15 protein-coding genes, 1 tRNA gene and 1 other RNA gene are annotated in these 24246 nt (G+C 45.3%); 14 read left to right on the top strand and 3 right to left on the bottom strand.

The annotated features are described in order from the left end of the window. Positions 1 to 58: 58 nt before the first annotated feature. A tRNA-Arg gene (locus DN748_RS04195) sits at positions 59 to 132 on the top strand. Positions 133 to 578: 446 nt separating this feature from the next. Here the strand turns inward: DN748_RS04195 and DN748_RS04190 are convergent. Beyond that, positions 579 to 1559 (bottom strand): helix-turn-helix domain-containing protein, encoded by a 981-nt coding sequence (locus tag DN748_RS04190; protein ID WP_112370527.1) that lies wholly within the window; start codon positions 1557 to 1559, stop codon positions 579 to 581. A gap of 157 nt (positions 1560 to 1716) precedes the next feature. Between DN748_RS04190 and DN748_RS04185 the strand changes: the two genes are divergently transcribed. From DN748_RS04185 to DN748_RS04125, 13 genes are all read left to right on the top strand, one after another. Beyond that, positions 1717 to 4140 (top strand): TonB-dependent receptor, encoded by a 2424-nt coding sequence (locus DN748_RS04185; protein WP_112370526.1) that lies wholly within the window; start codon positions 1717 to 1719, stop codon positions 4138 to 4140. A gap of 8 nt (positions 4141 to 4148) precedes the next feature. Then, on the top strand, positions 4149 to 5891 hold the full coding sequence (locus DN748_RS04180; protein ID WP_112370525.1) for an ABC transporter ATP-binding protein: 1743 nt from the start codon (positions 4149 to 4151) through the stop codon (positions 5889 to 5891). Between the two features lie 18 nt (positions 5892 to 5909). After that, positions 5910 to 7658 (top strand): ABC transporter ATP-binding protein, encoded by a 1749-nt coding sequence (locus DN748_RS04175; protein ID WP_236636784.1) that lies wholly within the window; start codon positions 5910 to 5912, stop codon positions 7656 to 7658. Positions 7659 to 8064: 406 nt separating this feature from the next. Next, on the top strand, positions 8065 to 10410 hold the full coding sequence (locus tag DN748_RS04170; RefSeq protein ID WP_236636783.1) for a S9 family peptidase: 2346 nt from the start codon (positions 8065 to 8067) through the stop codon (positions 10408 to 10410). 219 nt (positions 10411 to 10629) lie between these two features. Continuing rightward, positions 10630 to 11523 (top strand): DUF72 domain-containing protein, encoded by an 894-nt coding sequence (locus DN748_RS04165; protein ID WP_112370522.1) that lies wholly within the window; start codon positions 10630 to 10632, stop codon positions 11521 to 11523. Between the two features lie 147 nt (positions 11524 to 11670). Beyond that, positions 11671 to 11961: a hypothetical protein gene (locus DN748_RS04160; RefSeq protein ID WP_112370802.1), complete on the top strand. Its 291-nt coding sequence runs from the start codon at positions 11671 to 11673 to the stop codon at positions 11959 to 11961. Positions 11962 to 11978: 17 nt separating this feature from the next. Then, positions 11979 to 12272 (top strand): cell division protein ZapA, encoded by a 294-nt coding sequence (locus tag DN748_RS04155; protein ID WP_112370521.1) that lies wholly within the window; start codon positions 11979 to 11981, stop codon positions 12270 to 12272. Positions 12273 to 12333: 61 nt separating this feature from the next. Continuing rightward, positions 12334 to 12454, top strand: a non-coding RNA gene (ssrS, locus tag DN748_RS04150) — 6S RNA. Between the two features lie 50 nt (positions 12455 to 12504). Further along, positions 12505 to 14067: a ribonuclease Y gene (gene rny, locus DN748_RS04145; RefSeq protein ID WP_112370520.1), complete on the top strand. Its 1563-nt coding sequence runs from the start codon at positions 12505 to 12507 to the stop codon at positions 14065 to 14067. A gap of 212 nt (positions 14068 to 14279) precedes the next feature. Beyond that, positions 14280 to 14822, top strand: a complete 543-nt coding sequence (locus tag DN748_RS04140) for a sigma-70 family RNA polymerase sigma factor (protein ID WP_112370519.1) — start codon at positions 14280 to 14282, stop codon at positions 14820 to 14822. Between the two features lie 121 nt (positions 14823 to 14943). Then, positions 14944 to 15900, top strand: a complete 957-nt coding sequence (locus tag DN748_RS04135) for a FecR family protein (RefSeq protein WP_112370518.1) — start codon at positions 14944 to 14946, stop codon at positions 15898 to 15900. A 207-nt stretch (positions 15901 to 16107) separates the two neighbouring features. Beyond that, positions 16108 to 19332, top strand: coding sequence for a SusC/RagA family TonB-linked outer membrane protein (locus tag DN748_RS04130; protein ID WP_236636782.1), 3225 nt, complete (start codon positions 16108 to 16110; stop codon positions 19330 to 19332). A gap of 19 nt (positions 19333 to 19351) precedes the next feature. Next, positions 19352 to 21082 (top strand): RagB/SusD family nutrient uptake outer membrane protein, encoded by a 1731-nt coding sequence (locus DN748_RS04125; protein WP_112370516.1) that lies wholly within the window; start codon positions 19352 to 19354, stop codon positions 21080 to 21082. 69 nt (positions 21083 to 21151) lie between these two features. On the opposite strand, the gene DN748_RS04120 is transcribed toward DN748_RS04125, so the two are convergent. Together DN748_RS04120 and DN748_RS04115 are read right to left on the bottom strand one after the other, a co-directional pair. Further along, positions 21152 to 21850 carry a DUF2490 domain-containing protein gene (locus tag DN748_RS04120; RefSeq protein ID WP_112370515.1) on the bottom strand — a complete coding sequence of 233 codons (699 nt, stop codon included), beginning with the start codon at positions 21848 to 21850 and terminating at the stop codon, positions 21152 to 21154. Between the two features lie 258 nt (positions 21851 to 22108). Further along, positions 22109 to 24097 (bottom strand): DUF349 domain-containing protein, encoded by a 1989-nt coding sequence (locus DN748_RS04115; RefSeq protein WP_112370514.1) that lies wholly within the window; start codon positions 24095 to 24097, stop codon positions 22109 to 22111. Positions 24098 to 24246: the final 149 nt, after the last annotated feature.

Below are 24246 nucleotides of genomic sequence, written 5' to 3'. Positions count from 1 at the left end.
TTCTATATGTTTTTCTTTGTTTGGGATGGAAATATACATATATTTGCACCCGCAAAATGGCCTCGTAGCTTAACTGAATAGAGCACTTGATTACGGCTCAAGAGGTTCCAGGTTTGAATCCTGGCGAGGTCACTTTTAAAATTTACAATGCTTATCAAAACCTTGCAAAATCTATGATTTGCAGGGTTTTGTTGTTTTTGGGCAGTCATTTGATTTGAATTGATTGATCCCTGCAGACGCATTAGACCTATCACGCTTTACAATCCAAAAGTTTGAAAATGGAAAAAAGCCACCTCCGATCTACAGATACAGAAAAAAGTGATTAGAGAGATTGAAAAAGAGTTTGTGGAATTAGTGTAATAGTCAGATAAAAAAACTAATGAAACAAACCTATCTGTCAAATTCGGTATTTAAAACGGAAGGGATGTTTACCACAGGACTGTGGTGAAAACTGTGGAAAAACTTCGGTGTAAAGTTTGGAGAAAATAGTATTGTTGATAGTGAATGGCTTTCCTATGCCAGCCGCCCTATGCAATCAAGGTGAATCAAAAACTGTATTTGCGAAGTATCTATAGTATCTATTCTTTCTTGAGTTTACTCGGGAGAAAACCATATTTACGCTTAAATGCAGCTGTAAAGTGTTGAGGGTTTTTATAGCCAACTTCGTATGAAGCTTCATTGATATTTAGATTTTCATATTCTATTAAATGGACCGCTTTTTTTAATCGGCACGTTAACCAGTATTGAAATATCGTTGTTCCGAAAAGTTTTTTAAAGCCACTGTTCAGTGAAAACTCATTGGTGTTGAACTTGTGTGCCATATCCATAAGCGTACAGTTTTCGTTCAGGTTATTTTCAATATATTCTTTGGCGGCGTATATTTTTTCTATTTCAGCTTTTGGGGTTACCATCTTATTTAAATTCCCTGTGAGGCTGTCTATCTGCAAGATTAAAAGTTCTAATATCTTACATTCCAAATATATTTTTTTTAACCCGTCAGTTCTATGACATTGCAGTATATCATTAATAACCTTATAGATTTCGTAATTGATGGCGACTTTGTGATCAGAGATAATCTTATACGTCAATTTGTTTTCTATCGCATTCCGGAAATTTTCCATCGACGGAAGATCAAACGGGAAGTGTTTTTTGTAAAAAGATGGCAAAAGAATGATCTGGAAGAATTCCATAGGAGCACCAATTGATTCAGTGCGGCCTTCTACTCCGTTCATATAAAAAATATCATGTGTGTTGGCATTAACGTCTATATGGTATCCGGAATTTTTGTCCTTCACATAACTATGTCCTTTCAGCATAAAATGGATCTCTATGGCTTCGGTATCGCTGATGAAATCACCTATCATTAAATTTTCCACGGCCAAATTGCTGTGGGCAATAAATACGCCCCCAAACGATATTTCGCGTACTGTGCCACTAAAATAACCGTTGTTGTACGTGGTTATTGTATCCCGTACGGGTTCATCACTTTTTAATTCATGGAATGAATAGTTTTCAGATCTCAATTCTATTCCGTCGGCGGTACTTATCGAAACTTTCATACCCTCTTATGTTATCAAGTTTGACGTCTTTTTTACTTGGTTTTGCGTTATGGCGCCCGAGTATTTAACAATTACTTTTGCAAAGATAATTTATTTATAATGTTTCTAAATAATGATCGTTGTAAATATGGTTTAAACTAACACAGGATATATTCATATGACAAGAAAAGTATTCTCCACCATCATTTTCATAGTAATCGCAGGCTGTCTTAGCCCTCTCTGTGCACAACACAAAATTTCGGGTATAGTAAAATCCGACGATGGAAAACTGTTGAGATCGGTACAGGTCCAAATAGAAAAGACATCCCTAACCACATTAACCGATGAAAACGGTTATTTTGAGTTTCCGGACATTAATGGGGAAAAGGCTGCTCTGGTCTTTGACCATACGGCATATCACATAGACAGAGAAGAGGTGAATCTTCCCGCAATAGGATTGGTTATAGTACTTAGCCCACGAGAAAATGCATTGGAACTGGAAGAGGTGGTGATCGATGGCTATATCAAAAAAAACACATCGACATCTAATAAGATGCCGTTAAACTTTATAGAAAATCCTCAAGCCTTTTCCAGTATTGATCAATCGGTTTTGGAAGACCAGGTTCTGTTCACGGTAGATGATGCCTATCGGAACGTTACCGGATTGCAGAAAAAATGGAACGCAACCAACCGGGCCGGTGATGGAGGTTCGTATGTTGTGTTACGGGGTTTTCTTGCCAATAACTCCTTGCGGAACGGCCTTGTCGCTCCGGTTACTACGGCGATTGACGCCATAAATATTGAAAAAGTGGAAGTGCTTAAAGGTCCTTCTGCCACGCTTTTTGGGAGTAACGTTACTTCTTATGGTGGTGTCATCAACCGGATAACTAAAAAACCATTTGAAACCTTTGCCGGGAATGTAACCGTGGCTGCAGGAGGTTATAATTATTACAGGGCAAGAGCAGATGTCAACACGCCGGTTACGAAAGACAACAAACTGATGTTCCGTATCAATACCGCCTATACCAATAGCGGCAATTTCCAGAAGAAAGATGCCAAAAATGAACATTTCGCCTTCACGCCTTCTTTGTTGTACAAACCCAATGACAGGTTGGACATTCAGGTTGATTTTGAAATGTTTGACACCAAAGCAATCCCCGAACAGATCCTGTTCAGCCCTGCTTCTGTACCTGCTCTCGGAATAGCTGATATGAACGATCTCGAAGATATTCTGGGACTGGACTACAAGCAGTCTTATATAGGCGATGGCTTGAAAACGAGAGCCAAAGTCAGGAATTTATCCGGACAGGTGAACTACAAGATCAATAACCATATCCGGTCTTCTACCAATATCAGTACCTCCTATACGTTTTCGGATGGGCCTAACCCTGCCTTTTACATCGTTCCCAAAGGCACATTTACCCAGGATCCGGCCGACACCGAGATAGGGCTTTTGAGATTTGACCAGTCCACCGTTAACAGCAAAAAGACTTATTTCCAGGTGCAGCAAAATTTCAATTTGGATTACAATTTCGGTAACGTAAGAAACCGTACGGTGGCCGGTTTTGATTATATGCGTACCAAGGACGACCAGAAATTCATATCTACCTATTTCGACTGGGTCCCGTTCAGCGGTGCGGATTATTCCGGTTTTAATGGTAAAGCGGTACAGGCCATCTACGATAATACGCCCAATCCTGCCACCTATCTGTCCACAGGAAACCTGAATACGTACAGTGGCTACATATCCAATGTACTGACACCGGTTGAAGGCTTGAACATTATGGCAGGAATCCGCTATGAAAGCAATGATTTCGGTGGCGGTTATACAATGACATCAAACAGTATTTCACCGGCTTACAGCCAGTCGGCGTGGTCGCCTAAACTGGGAGTGGTGTATGAGATTTTTCGCAATAAATTTTCGGTATTCGGAAATTACCAGAACAGTTTCAAAAGCAATGGCTATTATATAGCCGATACAGATGGCAACGCTCTATTATCAGATCCCGAAAAAGGCAATCAATGGGAAGGCGGATTGAAAATGAACGTGCTTCAAAACAGGATCAATGCCACATTGAGTTATTACAATATCAAAGTGAAAAATTCGCTGTTACTCACCGGAGAGTTGACAAGCAGTATGCAATATGTACAGGCACAGGCCGGCGAATTGACCAGCGAGGGAGTTGAGCTTGAAGTAAATGCGTATCTGGTAAAAGGGTTTTCGCTTATCGGGGGGATTAGTTATAACGATGCCGAAGTCACTGAAAACAAGGTCAATCCGGCTCTTGTTGGCACAAGACCGGTTGATGCCGGTTCTAAATGGCTGGCAAATTTCAATGTCAATTACCGGTTCCTGGATGGTAACATCAAGGGCCTGGGATTTGGTTTGGGTGGAAATTATGCCAGTGATAACAATGTTACCGGAGACTTTATACTGCCCGAATATTTTATCCTGAACGCCAATGCCTTTTACGATACCAAGAGGTTTCGTATAGGGGTGCGTTACGATAATATTACCAATAAACATTACTGGATAGGGTACCAAACGGCCAATCCTCAGGCGCTGGCCAATGTTGTCGGAAGTTTGGCATTCAAATTTTAGAATAGACCATGGAGAAGAAAAATATCCTTTGGAAGATCATCGGCCCTGTACGCAGGAAAATCAATATGGCTATGATCACTTCCGGGTTATCATCCGTATTCAGCATTATTAACCTGCTGTTGTTGGCGTTTCTGATAAATGCACTGTTTAACAGCGATACCCGGCAAGTGCTGTATTTCCTCGGCGGAATGCTTATATCCACCGTTATCAGTTATGTTACCCGCCTCAATGCGTTCGATAGGTCGCATTATGCGGCTTTTGAGCTGGAAGCCGTTTTGCGTATGCAGGTTGCACGGCACCTGGCCATTTTGCCTCTCGGCTATATTACCGAAAAAGGTTCGGGCGGATTGACTAAAGTGCTCAACGACGATGTGCGTTCCCTGCACGGTTTTGTGGCAGATGCCACGCCGTTATATGCGCGCGCTTACGTTTTTCCTATTGTTTCACTGATTATCCTGTTTTATTTTGACTGGAGGGTGGCATTGATCTCCGTTGGAATTGTATTGCTGGGTGTCCTCATTTTTATTTTTATTATGAGCCGCAATAAAGGCGTTTACAAAAAATTCAATGATTCCAAGGAAGCCATCAATGTATCGGTGATCGAGTATGTACAGGCTATGCCTATCGTAAGGGTTTTTGACGGAGGAAAAACTTCCTTTGTACGATTTGACGATGCGCTGGAAAATTACAAGAAAATACTGACCGATTACTATAAAGAATATGGCCTGGGGATGCGTATTTCTATGTTTATCCTGAATCCGCTGCCTACGTTTATCGTATTACTGCTGGTGGGTTCTTTCTGGTATATGAACGGCCAGATCGGTTTTTTGACATTGATCATTTCCTTGCTGTTGGGTACCGCACTGGTTGAATCATTACACACGTTTCGATCCATTATGAACCTGACTTTCCGGGCAGAGATCAGTGCCAAACGCATTGAAGAAGTGCTGAATGTAAAACCGATAAAACCATCGGACAAAGACCTGAAACCCGCCGATGCTTCGGTGGTGTTTGAAAATGTTTCCTTTACTTATGAGGGCAGGGAAGAAAAAGCATTGGAAGACATCAGTTTTACTATAGCACCAAAATCATTTACCGCCATCATCGGCAGTTCCGGCTCGGGAAAATCCACCATATTGAGATTGATACCAAGATTCTGGGACGTACAGGAAGGCCGTATTAAAATCGGAGGCGTAGATGTGAAGGATATGAAGCTGGAAACGCTGATGGCGCAATTGTCATTTGTATTTCAGGATTCCTTTATTTTTCATGATACCGTAGAAAACAATATCAAAAAAGGAATGGAAGAAGCCGACAGGGAGCAGGTGACAGCCGCCTCCAAAGCTGCAGGTATCCATGATGAGATTATGCAACTGCCCGATGGTTATGACACATTGATCCAGGAACGGGGTATCAATTTTTCCGGAGGGCAAAAACAACGCTTGGCCATAGCAAGGGCCATATTGAGCAATAAGCCAATTCTGGTATTGGATGAAGCCACATCCTTTTCCGATACCGAAAACGAGTACAAACTGATGCAGGCTTTCAAAAACCTGATGCAGGACAAAACCGTTATTATGATTGCCCACCGGTTGGAAACCATTAAAAAAGCCGACCAGATTCTGGTTCTACAAAAAGGAAAAGTCATCCAGCGGGGCAATCATTCCGAACTCATCACGCAGAAAGGCAGCTATCGGCAGGTTTGGGCTTCATATCAGGAAGCCCGGAATTGGCACATCAAAAATGTTTAACCCCTACTTATTGCAGTTATGTCAACAAACAAATCCGATATACAGGTTTTCAAAGATTTAATCAATGCCGCCGGGGCCCATAAATCCAAATTGAGATCATCACTCTTGCTAATGGCCGTTTCTTATGTTTTTCAGGGATTGGCCTATGCGGTATTTTACCCGGTTTTCAAAAGCATTATTGCCAAAGAATACGAACATACTATGGAATTAATGTGGTTCGTGGCCGCCTTTTTTATCATAAGCACCCTGTTCAGCTGGATAGCCAACAATTACGATTTCAACGGCCATGCGTCCGAAGCCCAATACCGGATGCGTAAAAACCTGGGTATGCAGTTGCGGCGTATACCTATGCAATTCCTTTCCCGCCGGCGTTCCGGTGACCTGGCAGAAATCATCAGTGCCAATGTAGAAGAAGTCACCTTGTTCGTGTTCACCGTTTGTTCGGTAATGATGATGGGCATTGTAATCCCGGTAACGGTTGGCATAGCCACCTTGTTTGTCGACTGGAAACTCGGACTGGCGATACTGATTATTTTTCCCGCCATCATACCGTTTTATCGTTGGCGGAAACCCGCATTTGACAGGGGAATGCAATACCTGAATGATGTCAACAACGAATTGAGCACCGAATGTATCGAATACATACAGGGTTTGCCTGTGCTGAAAGCATCCGAAGGTGTGGAAAAAACCGTAGAGAAACTCGGCAAGACCGTAGATAAAGTCCATCAGGTACAAGCTTACGGACACGGAAAGGGAGGAAGGCCCAATCTTATCATTACAACTGCTGTAGAAATAGGTATCCTGGTAATACTGGCTTTAGGTATTCTTTTTGTGGTTGGTGGCAGTTCCGAATCGATATATGTTATCGTTATGATGATTATCGTTATCCGGTTTACCGAGGTGATTTCCATCCTGGTGCCGATGACGATGTTCTTTAGCCTGATGGAAGCCGGCGTAAAAAAGATGAACGCCCTGTTTTCAGTCAAACCATTATCACAGCCGGAGACATCTGCAAAAACCGAAAGCTTTGATATCAGGTTTGAAAAATTGAGTTTTCAATACGAAGATTCCGGTGAATATGCATTGAAAAACATCAACCTGCACATTCCCGAAAAATCCATTGTGGCTTTTGTAGGACCTTCCGGTTCGGGAAAAACCACCTTGACACGAATGGTTTTGCGATATGCCGACCCCACGGAAGGCTCTGTTTACATCGGCGGACAAGACATACGGTATTTCAAAACCGAAGACCTGATGGACAAGATTTCCGTCGTGTTCCAGGATGTGTATCTGTTTGATGATACCATTGAACAAAACATAAAAATGGGCAAGCCGGATGCTACACCTGAACAAGTGATTGACGCCGCTAAAAGAGCGCAGTGCCATGATTTCATCACACAGCTTCCAAAAGGCTACGAAACAAAATTAGGTGAAATGGGAAACAGTTTTTCCGGAGGGGAAAAGCAACGGATCTCCATAGCCCGTGCATTGCTCAAGGATACACCTGTCGTTATCCTGGACGAGCCGACTTCTTCCCTGGATTCGCTTAGCGAACTGGCCATACAGAAGGCTATTGACGAGTTGGTCAGGGATAAAGTGGTCCTGGTTATAGCGCACCGGTTATCAACCATTATCGGCGCCAATAAGATTTGTGTGCTGCAGGAAAGTGAGCTGATCGAAGAAGGGACACACGAAGAGCTTATGCAGCAGGAAGGTAAATACTTTCAGCTCTGGCAGGCAGAAGAGAAGCTGGCTGAGATGGTGTAGAAGTATATAACCTAAAACCGATGAAATTGTTTTACACTTTCCGCAGAGGAAGAGGTACAGGAATTTGAAGCCAAAGTAAGAAAAGCAGGTGGTTAGGTTTTTCGAGACTTACACAGGGACGAAAATAATTACTATGGATTTGTATTTGCTGACCCTGACAGACATAAATTCAACGTGTTGCTAGTGGACAATATGTAAATAATAAAAAAATAAAATGAATCAATGTGTTTCTCCATACTAAAGATATTATCCTTATATGGTACTATATTATCTTTATAAGGTAAACAGGTTGCTTTTTTTCTTTATTATTTACAAATTTAACTCTTGAAAAATTTCCTTTTAATTATTCTGGCATGGAAATGGAAACTTTTCCATCTTTTAATTGTTGCAAAGCCAGATTCGGAGTATGATGAAAAAAATTATTATGTCCATATTTTTTACTTCAGTTCAACTTACCTTATACGCTCAAAGAGGTGAATATCCACACTCTGTCATGAACCACTTTCGCAGCTTAAGATATCTGTATTTTGGTCTGTTATTCACGGCACTTTCTCTTTCTGGAAAGGCCCAGGAGAATGATTCTCTTCTCACCTTAGATCGTATTTATTCTTCCGGGGAATTCAGCAGTGATTATCAACGACCAATTTTCTGGATTGAAGATGGTAATGCCTTTGTAAGTATAGAAAGGAATAAAAACGGGCATGATGAGCTTGTACGTTATGAAAGTAAAAACTATAAAAGAAGCAGTTACCTTCCTGCCGAAAATTTAACAGTAGATGGCAAATATTTGAATATTGAAGATTTCTCCCTGTCACCAGATGAAAGTAAGGTGATGATTTTTACCAATTCCGGCAGAGTCTGGCGCTCCAACACCAAAGGAGATTTTTGGGTATATGATTTTGATACCGGTAGTTTAATGCAGTTAGGAAAGGATTTTCCCGCTTCATCCCTGATGTTTTCGAAGTTTTCTAAAGATAATCAGTTTGTAGCTTACGTTCAGGGTTTCAATATTTATAAGGAAAATTTTAAAACCGGAGAAATTATACAGTTAACCCGGGAGGGTAACGGAGATATTATCAATGGTACCTTTGACTGGGTTTATGAAGAGGAATTCGGGATGCGTGATGGCTTTATGTGGAGTCCTGATGCATCGAAAATAGCTTTCTGGCAATTAGATGCTTCTGAGATCGGTACCTTTTACATGATCAATAACACAGATTCGGTATATTCCGAACCTATTGCCCTGCAATATCCAAAGGCAGGATTTGATCCCTCTTCGGCAAAAATCGGTCTGGTGGATACTAAAACTTCGGAAGTTAACTGGATTCCGGTTCCGGGAGACCCTGTCCAGCATTATATACCGGCAATGCAATGGATCAATGAAGACCTGTTATTGATCCAGCAGATGAATAGAAAACAGAATAAACTTAATATTTATACGTATAAACCCTCGACTTCCGGCTTAAATAAAATTTATACGGAAACTGAAGAAACCTGGGTGGATTTGCGCTATCCGGATATTTCTTCAAATCAGTGGGGAAATAACGATCAGTTGATCGTAGATAATGGCAGGGCCTTTTTGAGAATGACAGAAAATGACGGCTGGAGACATATTTACAAGATTGATCTGATAACCGGAAAGAAAACTTTATTGACCCCCGGAAATTATGATGTTGCGGCTTATTACGAAACCGATGGGAAAAACTTATACCTGATAGCTTCCCCGGACAATGCTACACAACGTTATTTATACAGTGTTCCGCTAAACGGAAAAGGGAAACTCACCAAAATTACCCCCCGGCAATTTGAAGGTGTAAACATTTATGATGTTTCGCCAAATGGCAAATACGCGATCCATAAATACTCAAATGTAAGCATCCCGAATACCGTGAGTTTAGTAAGCCTGCCCAACCATAAGACCATAAAAACATTGGTTGGTAATCAAGAGTTAAAAGATAAACTGCAAACACTGGCGCTACCCGAAACTTCATTTTTTAAGGTAACTACAGAAGAAGGCATTCAGATGGATGGCCGGATGACCAAACCTGCCAATTTCGAGGACTCTGAAAAATATCCGGTATTATTTCATGTATACGGGGAACCCTGGGGAGCGGTGGCGATAGATCAGTGGATTGGATTATATGAGATTTTTATGGCACAAAAAGGTTTTGTGGTTATAAACATCGACAATAGGGGAACGCCGAGTTTAAAAGGAAGTGACTGGCGTAAAAGCATTTACCGGAAAGTAGGCGTTCTCAATACCCGCGACCAGGCACTGGCAGCGCAACAAGTACTCAACAAGTACGGTTTTTTAGATGAAAAACGTGTGAATGTATGGGGCTGGAGCGGTGGGGGGTCCATGACGCAAAACCTGCTTTTCCGATATCCTGAAATTTACCAGACAGGTGTGGCCGTGGCCGGTGTGGCGAATCAGCTGTTTTACGACAATATTTATCAGGAACGCTACATGGGGTTGCCGGGTATGGATAAAGAGAAGTTTATTGAAGGCTCTCCGGCCACTTATGCGAAAAACCTGGAAGGAAATTTATTGCTCATTCACGGTACAGGGGATGATAATGTGCATTATCAGAATATGGAATATCTGGTGAATGAACTTATAAGAAACAACAAACAGTTTGACATGATGGCCTATCCAAACCGATCCCACGGTATTTCTGAAGGAACAAATACTTCAATTCACCTATATACCCTGATCACCAATTATTTTTTGGAACACAACAGTTTACAGTAAACCGGATCAGAGTTTAATAGTATTCTGAAATCTCTGCACACCTTGGGGGCAATGTCATTGACGGCCGCTCAGGAAAAGTGGCAGGATCAGATACAAGCTCGTCCTCCGGAGGTGTGGGGTCGTGTTCCGGCATACAGCTCTCTTCATGGAAAAGCCAATGTTCCGTCTGCTTTTAAAGAATTATCCGTACTTTGTAAAAAACTGATTAAAACCGCATACATGAAATTTGGAAAAGTAGACCATCCCGAAAACGTTAATTTCTCTTTCCCGGAAGACCATCCGGATACGGCAGGGGTACTGGCATCCGGCAAAGGGAAGGGAGCCCCGGAGATCTGTATAGGCTGCGCCAAGTGGAACCGGCAGGACCTGAAGAACTTTTACCCGAGGGGAACAAAAGACGAACTGGCGTATTACGCTACGCAATTTAACGCTATAGAACTGAATGCTACCTTTTACAGGAATTTTCCCCCGTCGCAATTCTCCGCATGGTATGATAAGGTGCCGGAGGACTTCCGTTTTTTTCCGAAGGTCAACCAGCGGGTAAGCCATCTTAAGCGTTTGCTCGATTTCGAAGCCCCGCTGGAAGAATACCTGGAAGGTGTGGTGCACCTCAGGGAAAAACTCGGCACGGTATTTTTGCAGATGCACAATAATTTTGCACCTAAAAATTTTGACCGGGTAATCCCTTTTATAGAACAGTGGCCTGCCGGGATTCCCCTTGCCGTGGAGTTCCGGCATACCGATTGGTTCAACGATGCTGCGGTTGCCGATGAGCTCTGTCATTTGCTACGGGAGAACAATGTGGCCAATATTGTAGTGGATACTGCGGGCAGAAGGGATCTCATGCATATGAGACTGACCAATAATGAAGCCTTTGTACGTTATGTGGGTGCCAATCACCCCAGCGATTACGACAGGCTGGACGATTGGGTAAAACGTTTAAAGCTATGGACCGACCAGGGATTAAAACGCATACATTTTTTTGTGCACCAGAACCTCGAGCAGGCTTCCCCCTTATTATCAGCGTATCTTATAGAGCAGCTTAACAGTGCTCTAAAGGCCGGACTCAAAATACCCCAAACCCTTGCTGATAAACAACAGAAACTGTTTTAGAGCCGGTGTTTAGCCCCTTCAGGACAGGAGAAACCCCGTTTTTTACTCCGGGGACCGTTGATGAAATGCGATAAAAAAATGATAAACTATTGCGAAGTATAAACAGGTATGTTAACTTTGTAGACAGATGAATTGTTATTTGCAGGTATGGGGAATATTACCGAAATAGTTGATTCCTTGGAAAATAAGATCAGTAAGCTGCTTCACAAAATGGAGATTTTAAGGCAACACAATCTTAAACTTGAAAAGGAATTAACCCTCTCCCGAAAGGTTCTGGCGGAAAAAGAGACCGTCATAACCGACTGGGAGGAAAAGTATAAGGCCCTCAAGCTGGCAAATGCAATGTTGGGCAGTAGTGAAAGCAAAACAGAAACTAAGCTTAAGATAAATACTTTAATACGGGAGATTGACAGTTGTATTGCACAACTCTCGGAATAAGGCGATCTGTAAAAAACATGGATGACAAGCTCAGAATAAAAATATCCATAGCCGACAGGGTATATCCGCTTACCATAGATCCTTCCCAGGAAGAGGGACTGAGGAAGGCGGCCAAGAGTATAGAGGGGCTTGTAAAACAGTTTGAACAGAACTATGCCGTCAGGGACAAACAGGATGTACTGGCCATGTGTGCCTTGCAGTTTGCCTCGCAGCTGGAGCAGAAAAGTATAGATAAGGAAAGAGGGGATGATGAGGTCGTAAAACGCCTGGAGGCGTTGAACGAACTGCTTCATTCTCAACTTAGTTCATAAATGAAAGAAGTTCTTTAAATAGAAATAAGGTACTGCCTACATTGGTATTATAGTTTGATAAACTCAACATTATTCAAATTAAAAAGGGTGAGTTGCGGTTGTAAAAGCATGCCGTTGCCGGTTTTCCGGACAGGACGGATCCTTGATCAGCCGGTTAGCCCTAAACTTGTCTATAGGAGTTTATACATAACCCTTGCCGATGTAGGCTTTTTTTTATTAAACTGATAATAAGATGGATATAACTATGATTATTGTAGCGGGTATAATTGGAGTAGCCCTCGGGATCGTTTTCGCGAAGATTATGGAGAAGAAAAACGCTTCCAAAATTATTTCCGATGCAAAGGGAGAAGCTGCTTCCATAGTAAAGGAAGCCCGGGCGGAAGGTGAGAGTATAAAAAAGGACAAGATATTCCAGGCCAAGGAAAAGTTTCTCGAACTGAAGGCAGAGCACGAAAAGGTGATCGTGGCAAAGGACAAGAAAATTGCAGAGATAGAAAAGCGTACCCGCGACAAGGAGGCCCAGGTGAACGGGGAGCTTTCGAAGAACAAAAAACTCAACGACGAGCTGGAGGTAAAATCAAAGGACTACGACTACAGGCTGGAAATTCTCGAAAAGAAACAGGCGGAAGTAGACAAACTGCACAAGAGCCAGGTAAAACAGCTGGAAATTATCTCCGGGTTACCGGCGGAAGAAGCCAAAAGCCAGTTGATGGAATCCCTGAAGTCGGAGGCCAGGTCTGATGCCATGAGCTATGTCCAGAATACGCTGGAAGAGGCAAAACTTACTGCACAGCAGGAGGCCAAAAAACTGATCATAAACACGATACAGCGTATCGGTACGGAAGAGGCCATAGAGAACTGCGTATCGGTATTTAACCTGGAATCTGACGATATCAAAGGGCGGATTATCGGGAGGGAAGGCCGTAATATCAGGGCACTGGAATCGGCTACCGGAGTTGAAATTATTGTTGATGATACGCCCGAAGCCATTATATTGTCCTGTTTTGATGCCGTGCGAAGGGAAATCGCCCGTTTGTCGCTGCACAAGCTGGTGACCGACGGAAGGATACATCCGGCACGTATTGAAGAGGTCGTGCAGAAAACAACCAGGCAGATCGAGGAGGAAATCATCGAGGTGGGTAAAAGAACTGTGATTGACCTCGGTATCCACGGTCTTCATCCTGAGCTCATAAAGATGGTGGGGCGTATGAAATATCGTTCTTCATACGGACAGAACCTGTTGCAGCATTCCAGGGAAGTGGCCAAGCTTTGTGGCGTAATGGCGGCTGAACTGGGGATCAACCCGAAACTTGCCAAAAGGGCAGGGTTGCTTCACGACATAGGAAAAGTGCCGGAATCGGAAACCGAAATGCCCCACGCCATCCTCGGTATGGAATGGGCGGAGAAATACGGGGAGAAGCCCGATGTGTGCAATGCTATCGGGGCGCACCACGACGAGGTGGAGATGAAATCGCTGATAGCCCCCATAGTACAGGTGTGCGATGCGATCAGTGGTGCAAGGCCCGGGGCCAGAAGGCAGGTGCTGGATTCATACATACAGCGTCTTAAGGATCTCGAGGACATAGCTTTCGGGTTTAACGGCGTTAAGAAAGCCTATGCCATACAGGCGGGCCGGGAGCTGAGGGTAATTGTGGAAAGTGAAAGGGTAAATGACGACAAGGCAGCCGAGCTCTCTTTTGAGATATCGCAAAAGATACAAACCGATATGACCTATCCGGGACAGGTAAAGATCACCGTAATAAGGGAAACCAGGTCGGTGAATATTGCCAAATAAGAAGAGCCACCGTATATGATGACGGCAGGAGTGTAATAGCACATTCCTGCCGTTTTTGTTTTTGTAGATATCGGAGAGGTGAAGGAAGGGCATGGTTTACCTTAAGTCTTTCCGGGAAAGTATGCCATTCCTGATCCCGAATTTACAATAACGTAATATCCGTATGTTTTATTTTTAAGTAATTTGCGTGTAAGCAGGCATCTGAAAAATTTATGGATATCACAGACAAATATGCCGTACGGGTGCGCAACTCGGATACAACTGCATTTAGCAATTTGTTCGACCTGTTATGGGAGCCGATGTATACCTATGCCTGTTCTGTTGTTGCCGACAGTGCCGTGGCAGAAGACCTGGTACAGGAAGTCTGGATTGATTACTGGGAACGGAGAAAGGAGACAGAGATACGGAATATCAGATCTTATCTTTACAAGGCGATTCGTTACCGCTGTTATTATGCCCTGAAAAACCGCAGATTTGACAGGACGCAGGTAGAGGCTGCATATGCCTTGACCACCCCTTCTGAAGCTGTTCTTGAAGAAGACCTCACTGATCTCGCCGGTCGTGTAGACGCGGTATTATCTACCTTGCCTGACCGCTGCCGGGAAATTTTCATCATGAGCCGTGTAAATAATATGAGTAATGGGGAAATTGCCGGAATACTCAATATTTCAAGACGATCCGTAGAAAACCAGATCTCATTTGCCCTGCGTAAGTTCCGTGAAGATCTTGCCCTGTTTATTTTGTTTCTTCTTTAACAAGGTCATTTTTATCTAAATGTTAACCCCGGGATCCCCAATTTTAAGTAATTGTTAATCCTTGCTCACCGGATGTGCGTGACAGGATGTTTCAGATACTATTAACTGTAACGTATCTGCAATGACTGAAAAGGAAATAAAAAAGCTGATGGACAAGTACCTTGAGGGTACTATTACGACAGAGGAAGAAATGCTCCTGGAGCAGTTTGACGGTATCCTGATAACCGGCAGGAAAATGGTTTTCAGGGATGCTGCGCACAGAAGGCAGGTAAGGGAACGGTTGCAGCGCAAAATACAATGGCAAAGAAGAGAGAGGAGCCTTCGGCATACTGCCATATGGAAAGCCGCCGTTGCATTGCTGGTTGTATTTCTCGGGATCAGGATATGGTATCAGCAGGCTGATGTAAAAAACGAGGCGGAACCGGTAATGGTAGAAAAGAGTACCGACTGGGGGCAGAAATTGAATCTTACCCTTTCAGACGGGACGGAAGTCCGTTTGAATTCCGGGAGTACGATCCGGTTTCCGAAAGATTTTACGGCTCCCTTACGCAGGGTAGAGCTTAGCGGGGAAGCCTTCTTTAATGTAGCCAAAGATACTGAAAGCCCCTTTGTTATCAGTTCGGGTGAAGTAGAGACCACCGTTTTAGGGACCTCTTTCAACATGAGCACCTTTCCCGGTGAAAAGCAGGTAGTGGTAACCGTAGCTACCGGTAAGGTGAAAGTAGCTTCTGCCGGAAATGAAATGTATCTCGACCCGTATGAGCAGGGTGTATACGACCGGGATTCGGGGACATTTTCGAAGGATACCGTAGACCCGGATTCTTTCCTGCTCTGGAAAGACGGGATTATCAGGTTTGATGATGCCACAATGGAAGAGGTAGCTTCCCGGCTGGAACGATGGTACGGGGTAAGGTTTATTTTTGAAAACAGGGCACTGAAGGAATGCCACCTCACCGCAACCTATGACAATCAGTTACTGGCGGTAGTCCTGGAGAGTATCCGGTATGCCAAAAAAGGAATACGGTTCGAATACGGCGAAGATCATAAGATCCTGATAAAGGGGACGTGTGCCGAATAACAACCTAAACTAACCGTACTAAATAAACATGCTTATGAGAGAATATCCACCGTAAAAAAGGCAGCCCGAAACACTTTGGCGAGCGGTAACGGGCCACCTGATGTTTAACAATTCAGAAAAAATAATCATTAAACCTTATGTGAAAATATGAAATTGCCAACATTAAAACAATTTATCACATTGACATTCCAAACTTTTTTCTTGTTTATGGCGCTGTCACTGTTCAATCCGGTACTGGCTGCCGGTGTGAGGGGACAGAAGCTGGAAAGCTATAATGTAAACATAGCTGTCGGGAATGCTACAGTTGTAGAAATATTAAGGGATATAGAAGCACAGACTTCCTTCAGGTTTGTCTATGACAGGAAAGTGGCACGAATAAGTGATACCTACGATATTTCGGGCCGCAATATATCATTGCGTTTGGTCCTTGAACTGATAGCCCGTGAGAGCAGGCTTACTTTCAGGAGGGTGAACCAGACTGTATCCATAGATGTCAACCGTACAGCTCCCGAAAGGGTGGTGGAGGTGGCCTACCGTACGGTAAGCGGGTCGGTAACCGATGAAAACGGTGTTCCCCTGGCCGGGGCGGCCGTCGTGGAAAAAGGAACATCAAACGGTACCAGTACTGATTTTGACGGGGTTTTTAGTTTAGAGGTAGAAGAAGAGGGTGCCGTACTTGAAATTTCCTATATAGGTTATAAAACACAGTATATCCCTGTAAACGACCTTCGGGAGGTTGATATACAGATGATTCCGGATATGGCCCTGCTGGAAGATGTGGTGGTGGTAGGGTATGGTACACAGCGGAAGACGGATGTGACAGGAGCCATTGCTTCCCTGGGCGAGAAAAATTTTAATAAGGGAATCGTATCCAATCCGGGGCAGTTATTGCAGGGCAAGGTGGCAGGGGTCAATGTGTCTGCCGTAAGTGGAGAACCCGGGGCCTCGCAGGATGTGATTATCCGCGGGATAGGGAGTCTGCGTTCCGGTACCACCCCGCTTTATGTGGTGGACGGGTTTGCCCTGGACAATACTGATACCGGGGTGCCGGCAAATCCGCTGAATTTTATCAATGCACACGATATCGAGAAGATAGATGTACTCAAGGATGCTTCTGCAGCAGCCATATACGGGGCAAGGGCCGCCAATGGCGTAATCGTGATAACCACCAAAAAGGGACAGGAAGGCAGGACGGAGATGAATTTTTCGGTATCTGCGGCAATTTCCTCGCTGGCTGATAAAATTGATGTATTCGGTGCTTCTGAATTCAGGGAACGGGTGAATGCCATAGGCGGGGAGCTCAGAGATGAAGGAGGCAGTACCGATTGGCAGGATGTACTCACCAGGACAGCCATATCGAAAGATATGAACTTTTCGATGAGAGGGGGCACTGAAAAATTCACCTATTTCGGTTCGGCAGGAGTCAATGACCAGGAAGGTATCCTGAGAAACAGTGAACTGAAAACTTATTCCGGGCGTATTAACCTGGCCCAAAAAGGACTGGATGACCGCTTTAAGGTGGAGCTCAACCTTTCCGGTACCCGTACCGAAAACCAGCGCCCGCTGACCACTACCATTATTTCAGACATGTTGCGGTCTAATCCCACCTACCCGGCATATGCCAACGGTATACCGGTTCCCGTACTGAGCGGAGACCAGTTTAATCCCTTGATAAGGGAGCAGCTGTACGGGGATTTTGCCAATAATAACCGTATACTGGCAAATATATCTCCCTCTTTCGAAATCACAGAAGGGCTTGCCTATAAACTGAACCTGGGAGTGGATTATTCGTCGACTGAAAGAGAAGAGCAGAATATGCCGTATACCGTGCGGGAAGATGAGATCGGGAATCTGGAGATCAACTATACCAGCAATTCCAATACCCTGGTAGAGAATTATATTACCTATGATCTTGAGAAAGACAAGCATACTGCAGGTTTCCTGTTAGGGCATACCTACCAGAAAACCTTTTACAAGGTAAGGGGATGGACCTATGAGAACTTTCCGGATAACGGTATTGAACCCAGGTACCAGATAGAGGCGGCCGGGAATTCGTTAACCCGGTGGTCGGAAGCTGTTAAAAACGAATTACAGTCTTTTTTCGGGAGGATAAATTACGGATTCGATGGCAGGTACCTGATTACCCTTACCATGCGTGCCGACGGATCGTCCAAGTTCGGCAAGAACAACAAGTACGGATATTTTCCTTCGGTAGCTGCCGGGTGGAATATAAGCCGGGAGGGTTTTATGGATGATAGTCCCTTCTCATCCCTCAAACTGCGGGCCAGTTGGGGGAAAACAGGAAATCAGGAGATCCCTTCCAAGATCACCCAGCTGAGTTATACCGATAGCCGGGCGGATGATAACACTTATCCCCTGGGCGATGATATAAACGGCCTGGGCGATTATCCTTACGGTACGGTATACACCCGTCTGGCCAACCCGGATATACAATGGGAAGTATCTTCGCAGACCAATATAGGGCTGGATTTCGGTGTGCTTAATAACAGGCTGACAGGTACGCTCGATGTCTTCAGGAAAGTATCTGAAAATGTATTGCTGGAAGTAGTTCCTTCAGATCCCATACAGCCTACCAATACGTTCTGGACCAATATTCCGGATATGGAGATACGCAACACCGGGATAGAAGTCGCCCTGGATTACAGGAGTGATATTTCCGGAGGTGACTTTTCCTATAATATCGGGGGAAACCTGTCCCTGACCAGGAACAGGGTGGCCAATTCTCCCTATAAGGTACTTGCTACCGGGGCAGCTCAGGGAGCCGGACAGACCGGGGCTACCATCAACGGATACATCAACGGGGAGCCTATCGGCGCTTTTTATATGAAGGATTTTATCGGCATCAATGAAGAAGGATTCAGCAGGTTCCGGGATCTTAACGGAGATGGCGAGATCCTCGATAACGACCGGTTGGTGGTAGGCAAGGCACTTCCCGATCTTATTTATGCCTTTTATATGAATTTCTCCTACAAAGACTTCGATCTCGGATTGAATTTTAACGGAGTAGCCGGAAATCAGGTGTATAATCATACCGCCATGTCCAATTTTACCAAAGGAAGCCTGGCCCTCTCGTTCAATACAACCGACAAGGCAGTCGAGTATCCCGAAGAAGTGGTTAACAATACTAACGAGGTGTCGGACCGATACCTGGAAAGCGGTGATTTTCTCCGGCTGAACAACGCTACCCTGGGATATAACCTGGACCCCGGAATGCTCGGGATCAGGGATTATGTCCATGCCATCCGGCTCAGTGTCACGGGGCAAAACCTGTTCGTACTTACAGACTATAGTGGTTTTGACCCTGAAGTGAATACGGGAAGCGCTTCGGGAGGTATCCAGACTTTTGGTATTGACCGGTATACGTATCCCAAGGCCAGGACATTCCTCTTTGGCCTGAACATATCATTTTAATACGATTAAATAGAGATAAATGAAAAATAAGATATTTACGGCCTTACTGGCATGCAGCGTATTGATCGTCCCGGGGTGTTCCGATCTGGAAGAAGAGGTGCTGGACGAGTCCCTGAAGGGGAGTGGGCAATCTGAAACTGTAAGCGGGGTTATTGCTCCCGCATACGGGCTTCTTCCGCAGACCTTCCTGCACACCGCGTATTACGGGTTACAGCTGATACCTTCGGATGAAGCCATACTCCCGGCACGGGGAGGCGACCAGTGGTATGACGGAGGAAAATTCCTTGAAGTTCATACACATAACATTACTCCCGGCAACGGACTGGTGGGGGAGACATGGAATTACCTGACCACCAATATCTCGAGGGCAGTACTGGCCGTTGAGGTATTAACGCCCCTGGCGGAAGAGGACGCAGAAGCCAGGGAGGCCCTGTATGAAATGAGGGCCCTGAGGGCCTATCTCAATATGCTGGTGCTGGATAGCTGGGGACTGGTATTTAAAAAGGAGGGACCGGATGAAATTTCCGAAATACTTCGCGGGCAGGATGCCGTAGACTATGTCGAGGGTGAATTTCTCGCAGTGGCAGGTGTTATCAATGACGACAGAGGCCCGGGAAGGATGACAAGGGCTGCCGTATGGGGTTTTCTGGCTAAATTGAATCTCAATGCCGCAATATACCGCAACCCCTACGGAACCCCTGATTTCAGCCTGGAGGAAATGGACAAGGTCATCGCCTATTCCGACAGTATTATCGATTCGGGAAAGTTCTCCCTTTCTCCGGAATATTTCGACCTCTTCAACGATGATAATCACGACAATCCGGAGCTGATATTTGCCCTGGACCAGCGGGGCATTCTCAATAATGATCATAGCCGCTGGGCTTACTGGTCGATGTCAGGTTCGCTGTTTCCCAGACCCGAATATCCGAATGCAGACGGTACTGACGGTCCGGCCATTACTCCCGAATTTTACCAGACCTGGGCAGATGCTTACGGAACTGCCGATCCTGCGGAAGCAGATGCCAGGTTCTATCAGCGCAATGTAGATGTCCCTGCCGAATACGGAGATCTTACCGGGTATACCCCGAGGAATGATGCAGACCGTTATATCTGTATTCCTGCCGAAGGCTTTGAAATAGACCGGGGAATTCTGAGGGGGACTCCCTGGGGCCCCCGGAAAGATTCCGATGGCAATTTTTATACCTGCGACGGCGGATACAGGATCTACGCGCTGGGGGAACGAAGGGAAGCGGATATGGAATATTATGTAGATCATACGCTGGAGATCGATTTTACCGACAATAATGGCTATGCCAGTGGCTACAGGGTCTCCAAATACCAGTTCAGCCATACCTCCCCCAACGGAAATAATTACAGCAATGTCGATCTCGTGTTGCTGCGTTATGCCGAGATCTTTATGATGAGGGCGGAGGCGCGCCTGAGAAAAGGTGGAGACACCGGGCAGGCCCTGGCCGATGTAAACACGGTAAGGACCTCACGTTCGGCAAGGGAGCCCGTGCCTGCACCGCTTACAAGCCTGGACCTGGAAACCCTGTACAGGGAAAGGGGATTTGAATTCTATTGGGAAATGTCCCGGAGAACCGATATGATCCGTTTCGGGCATTATGAAGACAGCTGGACGGAAAAGACGGACAATGATGTGAGGCACCGGCTTTTTCCCATTCCGCAATCGGCCATCGACGGTGCCTCGGGAGTAGAGGGATATCTCGTTCAGAATGACGGATATTAGGTCGAGGTTTCCTGAAAATTAATAATGATATGACCCCCGGAAGAATTTCTGCCGGGGGTTTTGGTATATTTATAGGGTATGATGAAGGCTTAACTGCAATTGCCCCTTGTCTATGACAGGGGTAGACTGCCTCATATAACCTGCCTGTATCTTCAGATTGTCGGTTATGCTGTAGCCTATGGCGGTATACAGCCGGTTGCGGTCGAAAATATCTACCGTATTGCCGTTTCCGGTATCTTTCTGGCCGTTTATAAATACTTCATTGTACAATGCGATATAGAGGGCCCCTTTATCCAGGGAAACCTGGTTTACGGGGATGTTCAGAAAGAGGTTGTACCGGAACCGGGTACGAAAGTCCTGGCTTTCCACCCAGCGCTGTTCAAACCGGAAACGATGTGTCAGGTAAAAGCGTTCCGCCACTTTATGGGGCATGAGCGCTTCCTGGTATATGCGGCTTTCGTCGGAAGTGTCGTTGCTGTCTCCGTAGGCACCGGACAGTATGTATCCGTACCCCAGGGTGAATTTGACATTGGCTTTTTCCGGCCGGTAGGTGAGCCCCCCGCGTAATAACAACTGGTCGAGATCTCCCATGACATCCCAGTTGCGGTACTGGATATCTCCCTGGAAACCGAAACGGCTTTCGCGCAACGTGGTATTCCAGAAATACATGTACCAGCCTCCGGTCTTGTTTTTGTTGATCTGGGCGGAGGAGAGCCCGGGGAGGAGCAAACAGGCTGCAAAAAGCCATAGAAACATTGTTTTTCTCATTGTGAATTTACGGTTTATGAGTTTAAAGATTAGAGATTGATTGGGCAATAACGGTTAGTCACTTGATTGTTCAGGACCTGTTCTTTTCCGGCAACGCGGTGCCCGGCAGGTAGTTGTCGCCTTCAGGTTGCCGGGAATAACGGAATGGCCCGCCTGTGCCGGGACCCCGGGCCGGGAAGGCCTTTTCCCGCCTGCGATGTCCGGTACAGGTCGGGCTGAAAAAGAATATCGGGCCCGGGAAAAGTAAAGGGTGGCCTGTCAGTCTATTTTCCGGAGCTGTTGCAGTTTGGCTTTCCACAGGGCCAGGGATTCCTTTTGCTTGTCGATGTTCCTGTTCACCTCTTTTACTATGGGATTATCGTCATCGGCATTGATGAACTGCAGGTTGTTTTCCAGCTGCCGGATCTCGTTTTTTACCTCGTCGATCTTGCGGCGTATGAATATTTTTTCGTTGTCTATAAGTCCGTCCTTATCAGAATTGGCCAGTTCTTCCAGCTTATTGCCGTATTTTATAAGTTCAATATCCTGCCGGCTGACCTGGAGTTTTTTTAGCAGGGCATCGATAATTTTGTTGAACTTGCTTTCTATGTTTCGCTTGAAATGCGGAACTTTTCCGTACGACCTCCAGTTCGATACAATTCCACTCAGTGTTTCCAGGTCGTCCTGCCGGGAGTCGCCGAGCTGGAAATCCCTGAGCCTGTCCATCAGTTTTTCCTTGTTCTGAAGGGCTTCCGTTTCTTCTTTGCTCCCCCGGTTCCTGTTGGTGTGAAGCCGATCGAAATAATGATTGCACGCGGACTTGAACTCATCCCATACCCTGTCTGAGTACCTTCTCGGCACATGCCCTATCTTTTTCCAGTCGTTCTGTATCTTTTTCATGAGCGGGGTAACGACTTCCCAGTCTTCGCTGTCCATGTTTTCCCTGGCGATCCGGATCAGCTCCTTTTTCCGGGTAAGGTTTTCCTGTTGCTCTCTTTTCAGGTTTTTATAAAATTCGTTCTTCTGCCGGTTGAACGACCGCGTAGCCGTTTTAAAGGCCGTCCATATTTCATCACTGACATTGCGAGGTACACGGCCCGCATTGAAAAACGCTTCTCTCAGCTCCTTGATCTCCCCGATCTGTTTTTGCCATTGCCTGTGAGAACCGGCCTTATTGCGGACGATGGTGTTGATCTTTTCTATGATTCCCCGCTTGCGCTCCAGGTTCTGTTCATGAACCTTGTCCATTTCCTTAAAATACTGCTGTCTCCTTTCGTGGATAACCCTGGTAGCTGCACTGAACCGGTTCCAGATATCCTCCCGGTGTTCGCGGTCTACCGGGCCGAGATCCTCTTTCCATATTTTGTGTAGTGACTGCAGTTCGCGAAAAGCAATGTTTACATCGGGTATTGCCGCCAGTTCCTCGGCACGGGATATGATCTTTTCCTTTTCCTCCAGATTGTGTTTGAAATCGAGGTCCCTGAGATCGCGGTTCAGGTCGAGGAAATCGTAGAACCGCTCGACGTGGTGATGATAGGTACGCCACACATCGTTGTAGTTTACCCTCGGCACCGGTCCGGCCACCCTCCAGCGGTCCTGGAGCTCCTTGAAGTGTTTGTACGTGGTGTTGATATCTTCTTCGACGCTGATAAGACCTTTTAAGGCCTCTATGATCTCCTGGCGCTTAGCCAGGTTGTTCTTGAGGTTTTGCTCCAGGTTCTGGTAATACTGGTTTCTTTTATCCCTGTATTCGCCATAAACCTTGTTGAATTTCTGCTTTATGGGAGGGTGGTAACGGAAATCTATTTCATTACCGCCGTCATGGAGAAATTCCTCTTTTTTTTCGTCGTGGATCTCCTGGAATTTCTGGTCGAATTCATATTTTATATGGTCTGCATGTTCCTTGATGGCCTGTACCTTTTCACTGCGCAGGAGTTTTTCCAGTTCAGAGACCAGTTTTTCCACGCTCATGGCATGGTAATCGGGCATGGGGATGGAGTGCCTCTTGACATTATCTTCATCCTCGGCATCCTCGGCATTGGATTCATCTATTTCATCAATGGCCCTGGCATCATCGCCGTTCCCCGTTGGAGCAGCGGTCTTTTCAGGCCCGGTCGTATCGTCAGATGCCGCTCCGGGCAGTGGTTCCGGCGGTGATTCCGGGGCAGTGTTTTCGGTATGGCTGACGTTTCCGGCTTCTCCTCCCGTATTTTTTACCTCTTCCTGTTCATCGGGCCGGTGCAGATCTTTTTCGTTTTGGTCTAACATCTTGAAATGTTTAAGGTTCATCATTGCTTTAGAATGTGAAAGATACTAACAACTGGGAAATTGGCAAAACTTTTACGGCTTTTACGAGCGTGTAAAACAGCAAATTTTCGACCGGGATATATTCCGGGAAAAGTAGCCTGTACTGCTTT

Origin of the sequence: Sinomicrobium soli (assembly GCF_003285545.1) — a bacterium.
GTDB lineage: Bacteria > Bacteroidota > Bacteroidia > Flavobacteriales > Flavobacteriaceae > Sinomicrobium.
The sequence above is the reverse complement of the archived record's forward strand: the minus strand, read 5'-3'. Positions and strand labels throughout refer to the sequence as shown.

Excerpts from the sequence above, each read along its gene's own strand:
- DN748_RS04190 (WP_112370527.1), bottom strand. The coding sequence starts at position 1,559 with ATGAAAGTTTCGATAAGTACCGCCGACGGAATAGAATTGAGATCTGAA.
- DN748_RS04185 (WP_112370526.1), top strand. The coding sequence starts at position 1,717 with ATGACAAGAAAAGTATTCTCCACCATCATTTTCATAGTAATCGCAGGC.
- DN748_RS04180 (WP_112370525.1), top strand. The coding sequence starts at position 4,149 with ATGGAGAAGAAAAATATCCTTTGGAAGATCATCGGCCCTGTACGCAGG.
- DN748_RS04175 (WP_236636784.1), top strand. The coding sequence starts at position 5,910 with ATGTCAACAAACAAATCCGATATACAGGTTTTCAAAGATTTAATCAAT.
- DN748_RS04170 (WP_236636783.1), top strand. The coding sequence starts at position 8,065 with ATGATGAAAAAAATTATTATGTCCATATTTTTTACTTCAGTTCAACTT.
- DN748_RS04165 (WP_112370522.1), top strand. The coding sequence starts at position 10,630 with ATGAAATTTGGAAAAGTAGACCATCCCGAAAACGTTAATTTCTCTTTC.
- DN748_RS04160 (WP_112370802.1), top strand. The coding sequence starts at position 11,671 with ATGGGGAATATTACCGAAATAGTTGATTCCTTGGAAAATAAGATCAGT.
- DN748_RS04155 (WP_112370521.1), top strand. The coding sequence starts at position 11,979 with ATGGATGACAAGCTCAGAATAAAAATATCCATAGCCGACAGGGTATAT.
- rny (WP_112370520.1), top strand. The coding sequence starts at position 12,505 with ATGGATATAACTATGATTATTGTAGCGGGTATAATTGGAGTAGCCCTC.
- DN748_RS04140 (WP_112370519.1), top strand. The coding sequence starts at position 14,280 with ATGGATATCACAGACAAATATGCCGTACGGGTGCGCAACTCGGATACA.
- DN748_RS04135 (WP_112370518.1), top strand. The coding sequence starts at position 14,944 with ATGACTGAAAAGGAAATAAAAAAGCTGATGGACAAGTACCTTGAGGGT.
- DN748_RS04130 (WP_236636782.1), top strand. The coding sequence starts at position 16,108 with ATGGCGCTGTCACTGTTCAATCCGGTACTGGCTGCCGGTGTGAGGGGA.
- DN748_RS04125 (WP_112370516.1), top strand. The coding sequence starts at position 19,352 with ATGAAAAATAAGATATTTACGGCCTTACTGGCATGCAGCGTATTGATC.
- DN748_RS04120 (WP_112370515.1), bottom strand. The coding sequence starts at position 21,850 with ATGAGAAAAACAATGTTTCTATGGCTTTTTGCAGCCTGTTTGCTCCTC.
- DN748_RS04115 (WP_112370514.1), bottom strand. The coding sequence starts at position 24,097 with ATGTTAGACCAAAACGAAAAAGATCTGCACCGGCCCGATGAACAGGAA.